Here is a 6,990-nt window from a genome sequence, read left to right on the forward strand (position 1 = left end):
ACACCAACGTGCGCTGGTGTGCAGGCTTTAGCCGCCCGTCTTGCTGCTTCGCAGCGCGAGGGGAGTCGCCTGAAGGCTAGACACCAACGTGCGCTGGTGCCGCCCGGGGTCGCTGCGGTGCAGCGAGGGGGAGTCGCCTGAAGGCTGGACACCAACGTGCGCTGGTGTGCAGGCTTTAGCCGCCCGTCTTGCTGCTTCGCAGCGCGTGGGACCGTCGCCGGAAGGCTGGACGCCAACGTGCGCTGGTGTGCCAGGCGTTGGCCTTTGCCACCTTTCTGAGAGGGCGCATTGCGAATCTGATCGAGGGGCTACAATGGACGCCGTTTCCATACGATTTTTCACCCCGCTTTTCGGTCCCAGATGAGTTCTCCGATCAAACTTGCCGATCACTACAACGGCGAGCAATGCGCGATTTCGTTCGAGTTGTTCCCGCCGAAAACCGATGCGGGCATGGACCTGCTGGAAAAGAACGTCGAGCGATTGAAGGCATTTCAGCCGAGTTTCTTCACCTGCACCTACGGCGCCGGCGGTTCGACCCAATCGCGCACCCTGGATGTGGTCCAACGGGTCCGCGAGCTGACGGGGCTGCCCGTTGCGTCGCACCTGACCTGTGTCGGAGCGACCGTCGACCAGCTCGGTGAGTACTTGGCCGAAGCCAAGCGGCGGGGGGCGGATTACATCGTCGCATTGCGTGGCGACCCGCCCAAGGGCAGCGAATCGTTCCAGGCGGTCGAGGGCGGACTAAGGTACGCCAACGAATTGGTCGAACTGATCCAAGAACGTTTTCCCGATCAGTTCGGCATCGCGGTCGCCGGTTATCCGGAAGTCCACCAGGAAGCGCCCGACGCACAAACCGACCTGGACAACCTGAAGCGAAAGGTCGATGCCGGGGCAGACGTGATCGTGACGCAGTTGTTCTACGACAACGACGACTTCTATCGTTTTCGCGATGCCTGCCAGGCCGCAGGGATCCGCGTTCCGATCGTGCCCGGGATTTTGCCGGTGACCAACTACAAGCAGGCACTCCGCATCGCCGGCATGTGCAAAGCACGCATCCCGGACCAGATGGCCGCGGCGATGAACGAAAACGACGATGCCGACTATCAATTCAAAGTCGGGGTGGATCACGCGCGGGTGCAAACGATCGATTTGATCGAAAACGGAGTCCCCGGGATTCACTACTACGTGCTCAACAAGAGCGATGCGGCCGGTCAAATGCTCGACGGCCTGTCGCTGGGCATGCAGTCGTAGATCGCGCGAGTGATCTGGCTACATTTGATTTTGGGGTAGCGGAACTCTCCAAGAGCTTCGGCTCCGATGGTGATCCGCCGACAGCCTTGGCGGCTTCAGCCCTAAGATTCAATCTTGACGAAGCACTCCAGCAATTTCACTGGTCTAACGGTCGAAAACAATACCCACGGATGGCAGCGCGAACCCACGGATTTTTTGCACCCTGTCATCCGTGGGCTCAGTCATCGTTTCATCGTTCCGCAAATTACCGCCTGAGCTTTTCCACAGCACCCTAAATCTAAACGTTGACGGAGCGCTAGCGCGGAAACGCCGCCAGCGGCACGTCGCGGTAGAGCGTCAGCATGCCGGCGACCTCATCGAGGCGCTGTTGGCTTTCCTTGCTCAGCCCCGGTTTGAACGTGTACGACGAGACGAACGTCCGGGAGTGGGTCTGGGATTTCAGTGTCAGCGTGACGGTTTGCGGAATCAAACCCTCGGCCGCGATGGCGTTTCCCAGATTGATTCGGGCAAACGGCGGGGTGCCGAGTTTGCGGACCAGATTCACTCGGGCAACCCAGTCGGTGAACTCGGCGAAGCGATGCGGTTGTGCCGCCATCGACGGTTCGGCGGCCGCGACGCTGTAGTGATAGTCGCCGAACTCGATGCTGTAGCGATTGTCTTGGTTCGGATCCTTGGTCGTCTTGGCGTCGATTCCCAACCGTGTCTCCAGGCCTTCGTTGGTCGCAAAGAGTCGAAATCGGGCTGCGGCGGTCACGATTTCTTGGTGGGTGATCGTCGATTTGACGTGGTCGACACGTGAGAGCAAGATGACTTGGGAATTGACCGGGTCGATCAGCGTCACGTCGCGCGGTTCGGTCAACCCAAAGTCGTAGGCTTTGCCGCCTTTGAACAGCACCAGGTGGCGATCCTGGAGCTGTAGTTTTTCATTGCCGAGCACTTCAAACACCTCGACGGTGACTTGGAATGCGTCGCCGGGGGCGACCGGGGCGTTTGCTGCGGCGAGTCGGACCTGGGGCGGTTCGGCAGCGTCGGCTTGGGCCGACACGAGTAGGCTGCACCCGGCAATCAAAAGGATTGCCGCGAACCGATTCGGAACGATGGAGTGGGAAGGCCGCATCATGCTGGCGATCTCGTAGGTGTGGTTCGTGATCGGGTGGTCGTCATTGGGTGGGCGTCCTCGGGAGGATGCCACGAGGCGACCTGGACTTTTTCACTCTCTGGAGCGTAGAAAAGGGAGACGCCGGTGGTCTAGGCCAATGTCACCGGGTTTTTCGCAACTTCAACCCTTCACCGTCATCGATGCAACGCACGCTTTTCTTCATTCCCCACGAAATCGGGCCGTTTCCCGTATTTGGGTTCGGTTGGGCGCTGGGGATCCTCGTGCTGGCACTCTTCGTTCGGCTGGTTTGGGCCCAGTTTCAACTCAGCCGGCACGCGGGAGAAAACGACCCGTCCGGGCCACCGACGCTCGGCCAGGTCCTCGCCGGCGAAGGCTTGTTTTGGGCGATCGCGGCGGGCTTGGTCGTGTTTATCCTGCCCAGCGTCGAACTGAAAAACGTCGCCGGCGATCCGGTCGGGATGGCGATCCGCGGCTACGGCGTGTTCTTGGTGTTGGGCGTTTCCAGTGCGATTGCGCTGGCGGCCTACCGGACCGAGCGTGCCGGCATGAACCCCGAGTGGAGTTTAGGGTTGGCCCCCTGGGTCATTTTCGGCGGCTTCGTCGGCGCCCGGCTGTTTTATGTGATCCAGTACCGCGACCAATACATCGGCGAGACGACGCTGGACACGATCAAAAACATGCTGGCGTTCACCGAAGGCGGGTTGGTGGTCTACGGTTCGTTCATCGGCGGATTCCTCGCCTTCCTGATTTTCACGTCTCGAAACAAAATCCCCCTGCTGCGTTTCGGTGATGCGATTGTCCCCTGCATTTTCCTGGGCGTCTTTTTTGGCCGGATCGGCTGCCTGCTCAACGGTTGCTGTTACGGCGGGCGATGCGAACCCGGTTGGGCGTCGCTGCGATTTCCGCCGATCACCAAGGTTTATCAAGAGCAATTGGCCAGCGGCGAATTGCTGGGCATGAACATCGACTTGAAAACCGGCAAGATTCGTTCGGTGGTCCCGGACAGCGTCGCGGATGAATTGGGCATCCAGGCCAACGACGTCTACGAAGCCGGTGACTTTGATCGACGTCCGTTCAAGCAAGCCGACCCGGAGACCCCCGAAGAAGAGATTGTGCCGGGATGGATGATGCGTGTTTCTGGTCAGACACACGTGTTGGCGCCCGACGAGCTTCCCGAGCGGGCGTTGCCGGTGCGTGCGGCGCAACCGATCAGCAGCATCAGTGCCCTGGTCCTTTGCATTGCACTTTGCGCCCTGTCGTTGATGATCACTCGCACTGGCGCGTTGATGTTCATCGGGTTTGCTTCCTACGCGGTGTTGCGGTTCGTGCTGGAGATCGTTCGGGTCGACGAGGCCGGTCAATTCAACACGTCGCTGTCGATTTCCCAGTGGGTCAGTGTCGTCGTGTTCAGTCTGTCGATCGCCGGATTGATTTGGCTGTATTTCGTCCGCACGGAAACGGTCGATGGCAGCGACGCTGCGAGGTCAGGAGTGTTCAAGTGAAGATCCTGATCACCGGTGGGTGCGGGTTTATCGGCAGCAACCTGATCCGCCATTTGCTCACGTCGTCATCGCACACTGTCATCAACGTGGACAAGTTGACGTACGCGGGCAATCCCAACTCGTTGGCCGACGTTGCCGACGATCCCCGCTACACGTTTTGTCACGTCGACATCGCGGACTTGGAAGCGATGCGTGGTGTCTTTGCCCAGCATGCTCCCGACGCCGTGATGCATCTGGCCGCCGAATCACACGTCGACCGTTCCATCGATGGCCCTGCCGCGTTCATCCAGACCAACGTGGTCGGCACGTTCCATCTGTTGACCGCGGCGGTGGATTATTACCGAGGCCTGGCGAGCCAGCGCGCCGCGTCGTTTCGCTTTCTGCATGTCTCCACTGACGAAGTCTACGGGACGCTTGGTGCGACCGGCGAGTTTAGCGAGTCGACGCCGTACGACCCGCATTCACCGTACTCGGCCACCAAAGCTGCTTCGGACCACCTGGCCCGGGCTTGGAAGACGACGTACGACTTGCCCGTGATCGTGACCAATTGCAGCAACAATTTTGGACCGTACCAGTTCCCCGAAAAACTGCTGCCGTTGATGATCATCAAGGCGCTCGGGGAGCAATCGCTGCCGGTCTATGGCAAGGGTGAAAACATTCGCGATTGGCTGTATGTGCTCGATCACGCCCGGGCGCTGTGCCGTGTGTTAGAGAATGGTCGTGTCGGCCAAACGTACAACATCGGCGGGGACAGCCAGCGGCGCAACATCGATTTGGTCCGTTCGCTCTGCAGCATCTTGGACGAACTGAATCCACGACGCGACGGGCGATACGAGCAGCTGATCACGTTCGTGCCTGATCGGCCGGGCCATGATTTCAGGTACGCGATCGATTCGACCAAGATTCGCGACGAACTCGGTTGGCGGCCGCAATTTGACCTGGAAACCAGTCTTCGCCAAACCGTCCATTGGTACCTGACCCATCGCGACTGGTGGCAATCGATCCTGGACGGGAACTACCAACTCCAGCGACTCGGCCAGGTTTCAAGGACGGATCCATCATGAAGGGCATTATTTTGGCTGGCGGCAGCGGCAGCCGACTGGCGCCGTTGACGACGGCGATCAGCAAACAGTTGTTGCCCGTCTATGACAAGCCGATGATCTACTATCCGCTGTCGACGTTGATGTTGGCCGGAATCCAAGACATCTTGCTGATCAGCACCCCCAGTCACACGCCGCTGTATCAGTCGTTGTTGGGGGACGGTTCGGCGTGGGGACTTCGGATTTCTTATGCGGTCCAGCAGCGTCCCGGCGGGTTAGCCGAAGCATTGATCCTGGGAGAAGATTTCTTGCAGGGCCAACCGAGTTGTCTTGTCTTGGGCGACAACGTGTTTTACGGCGAGGGCTTGATTCAATTGCTGCGTGGTTCGGCGGAGCTGGTCCGCGGCGCAAAAATCTTTGCCTATGAAGTGCGAGACCCATCCGCCTATGGCGTCGTGTCGTTCGATTCCGCCGGCCGCGTGATCACGTTGGAAGAAAAGCCCGCCGAGCCGCGATCCAACTTTGCCGTACCCGGTTTGTACTTTTTCGATTCCCGTGCCAGTGACATTGCCAAGCAGTTGTCGCCTTCACCGCGCGGCGAACTGGAGATCACCGATCTGAACCGCGTTTACTTGGAGCAAGGGGCGTTGGAAGTGAAGGTGCTGGGCCGCGGGATCGCTTGGCTGGATACCGGGACGCACGAGAGTTTGCATGACGCCAGCAGTTTTGTCGGTGCGATCGAAAAGCGGACGGGGTTGAAGGTTTGTTGTCCGGAAGAGATCGCGTTTCGAAACGGCTGGATCGATCGCCAAGGGCTCGCCCGCTGTGCCGAATCGATTCGGCACAGCGAGTACGGACGTTATCTTCGCAAGCTGCTCGAGCACCCGATCACGCATCGCGGCTAAGCCCGCGGTTGCGTCGGACGATGGGCATGTCGAGCATGCCCATCGTGATGCACCGTGTGACCTACGCGACTTTCTTGAAGTCCAGTCCGGCGTTGTTGGCACCGTCCAGTTGGAATGTGAAACCGTTCGGTCCCAGGGTCAGCTTGCCGGCCATCTTCTGCAGGTCGTTGCTGCGGACCAACGTCAACCGTCCGTCGGTCACGCGGTATTGGCCCGAGAACTGGCTGGTCTTGCCGTTGTTGCTGACGACCCACGAAAACGTGCCGCTGCCGTTCAAGCTCAATTCGATCGTGACGTTGCTCGGCAGCGTTGCCCGAAAGCTGCCGATGTGGTCGGGTGTGGCTGCGGAGGCTGCGACCGGTTGCGCGGAGGGCTGCGGCGTGGTTGATGGAGTCGTCGTCGCCGTCGGCTGGGAAGCGGCCAGGGACGCCAGTGCGGCCAGCGCCGACGTTTCGGCATCCACCGCTGAAGTCGTTGCGGTCGTTTGCGCGGACGGCTGCGATTGGACGGTTGAGGCCGTGTTGGTGGGCTGCGGTGCCGCCGCGGTTTGCAACGCGACTTGTGCCCGTGGTCGCGGGCGAACGGCAGCAACCGTCGATGCGGTCGATACCGGCGGTGCGACCGCGGCAGGGTGCGACGTTTGGTGCAACGGCGGGTTGAACGACGGCCGAGCGTTATGAATCGGCGGTGTCACGGGCAACGTCGTGCGATAGTTCGACGCGGCTCGAGAATAGCCGCCGTAAGCCGGGGCATAAGAAACTCGCCCCCCGCGTCCGCCACACGCCGATGCAGTCGGAACGGATTGAATCGAGACGGCGGCGATCGCTGCGGCGACGAAGAGTTTTTTGGCAGTGCGTTTCATGGGTCGAGATCCGGAAGAAAGAATGTTGGGTTGCGGCGTTGAGTTGCCTTTCAAACAACCAAGCGGATCTCATGGGAGAATGTTTCAAGTTTTAAGTTGTGAGTTTCAAGTTTCAAGTTTCAAGTCGTTTATGTTGGGGACTCCGATCGGAAGGTGGCTGGTTTTGAACCGGATCGACGGACAGGGCGTCTGAATCCTGAGGGGCTGGTACAATGTTTGCCGGTGGCGTCAGCCAGCGCGTGGGCAAATCTCAAATCTCAAATCTCAAATCTCAAATCTCAAATCTCAACTCTCAAACCTGAAACCTGAA

General features: G+C 59.7%; 6 protein-coding genes. 4 read left to right on the forward strand and 2 right to left on the reverse strand.

All coding sequences use genetic code 11. From position 1 onward, the window contains the following. Positions 1-360 precede the first annotated feature (360 nt). Positions 361-1,251, forward strand: a complete 891-nt coding sequence (gene metF, locus ABX749_RS15945) for a methylenetetrahydrofolate reductase [NAD(P)H] (protein ID WP_372896849.1) — start codon at positions 361-363, stop codon at positions 1,249-1,251. A gap of 295 nt (positions 1,252-1,546) precedes the next feature. On the opposite strand, the gene ABX749_RS15950 is transcribed toward metF, so the two are convergent. Next, positions 1,547-2,443 (reverse strand): hypothetical protein, encoded by an 897-nt coding sequence (locus ABX749_RS15950; protein WP_372896850.1) that lies wholly within the window; start codon positions 2,441-2,443, stop codon positions 1,547-1,549. Positions 2,444-2,550: 107 nt separating this feature from the next. Between ABX749_RS15950 and ABX749_RS15955 the strand changes: the two genes are divergently transcribed. The 3 genes from ABX749_RS15955 to rfbA are packed head-to-tail and all read left to right on the forward strand — an operon-like array spanning position 2,551 to position 5,818. Further along, entirely contained in the window at positions 2,551-3,873 is a 1,323-nt protein-coding gene (locus ABX749_RS15955) for a prolipoprotein diacylglyceryl transferase (protein WP_372896851.1), read from the forward strand. Beyond that, positions 3,870-4,937: a dTDP-glucose 4,6-dehydratase gene (rfbB, locus tag ABX749_RS15960; RefSeq protein WP_372896852.1), complete on the forward strand. Its 1,068-nt coding sequence runs from the start codon at positions 3,870-3,872 to the stop codon at positions 4,935-4,937. The genes ABX749_RS15955 and rfbB overlap by 4 nt, the downstream gene beginning before the upstream one ends. Further along, the gene (gene rfbA / locus ABX749_RS15965; protein ID WP_372896853.1) at positions 4,934-5,818 is read left to right on the forward strand and encodes a glucose-1-phosphate thymidylyltransferase RfbA; all 885 of its coding nucleotides are present in this window, start codon (positions 4,934-4,936) and stop codon (positions 5,816-5,818) included. The genes rfbB and rfbA overlap by 4 nt, the downstream gene beginning before the upstream one ends. 61 nt (positions 5,819-5,879) lie before the next feature. Here the strand turns inward: rfbA and ABX749_RS15970 are convergent, their stop codons facing one another. Beyond that, positions 5,880-6,680: a hypothetical protein gene (locus ABX749_RS15970; protein ID WP_372896854.1), complete on the reverse strand. Its 801-nt coding sequence runs from the start codon at positions 6,678-6,680 to the stop codon at positions 5,880-5,882. Positions 6,681-6,990: the final 310 nt, after the last annotated feature.

It is taken from the genome of Stieleria sp. (assembly GCF_041595215.1).
Lineage (GTDB): Bacteria > Planctomycetota > Planctomycetia > Pirellulales > Pirellulaceae > Stieleria > Stieleria magnilauensis.

Coding starts and splice junctions, on each gene's coding strand:
- metF (WP_372896849.1), top strand. CDS start 361: ATGAGTTCTCCGATCAAACTTGCCGATCACTACAACGGCGAGCAATGC.
- ABX749_RS15955 (WP_372896851.1), top strand. CDS start 2,551: ATGCAACGCACGCTTTTCTTCATTCCCCACGAAATCGGGCCGTTTCCC.
- rfbA (WP_372896853.1), top strand. CDS start 4,934: ATGAAGGGCATTATTTTGGCTGGCGGCAGCGGCAGCCGACTGGCGCCG.
- ABX749_RS15970 (WP_372896854.1), bottom strand. CDS start 6,680: ATGAAACGCACTGCCAAAAAACTCTTCGTCGCCGCAGCGATCGCCGCC.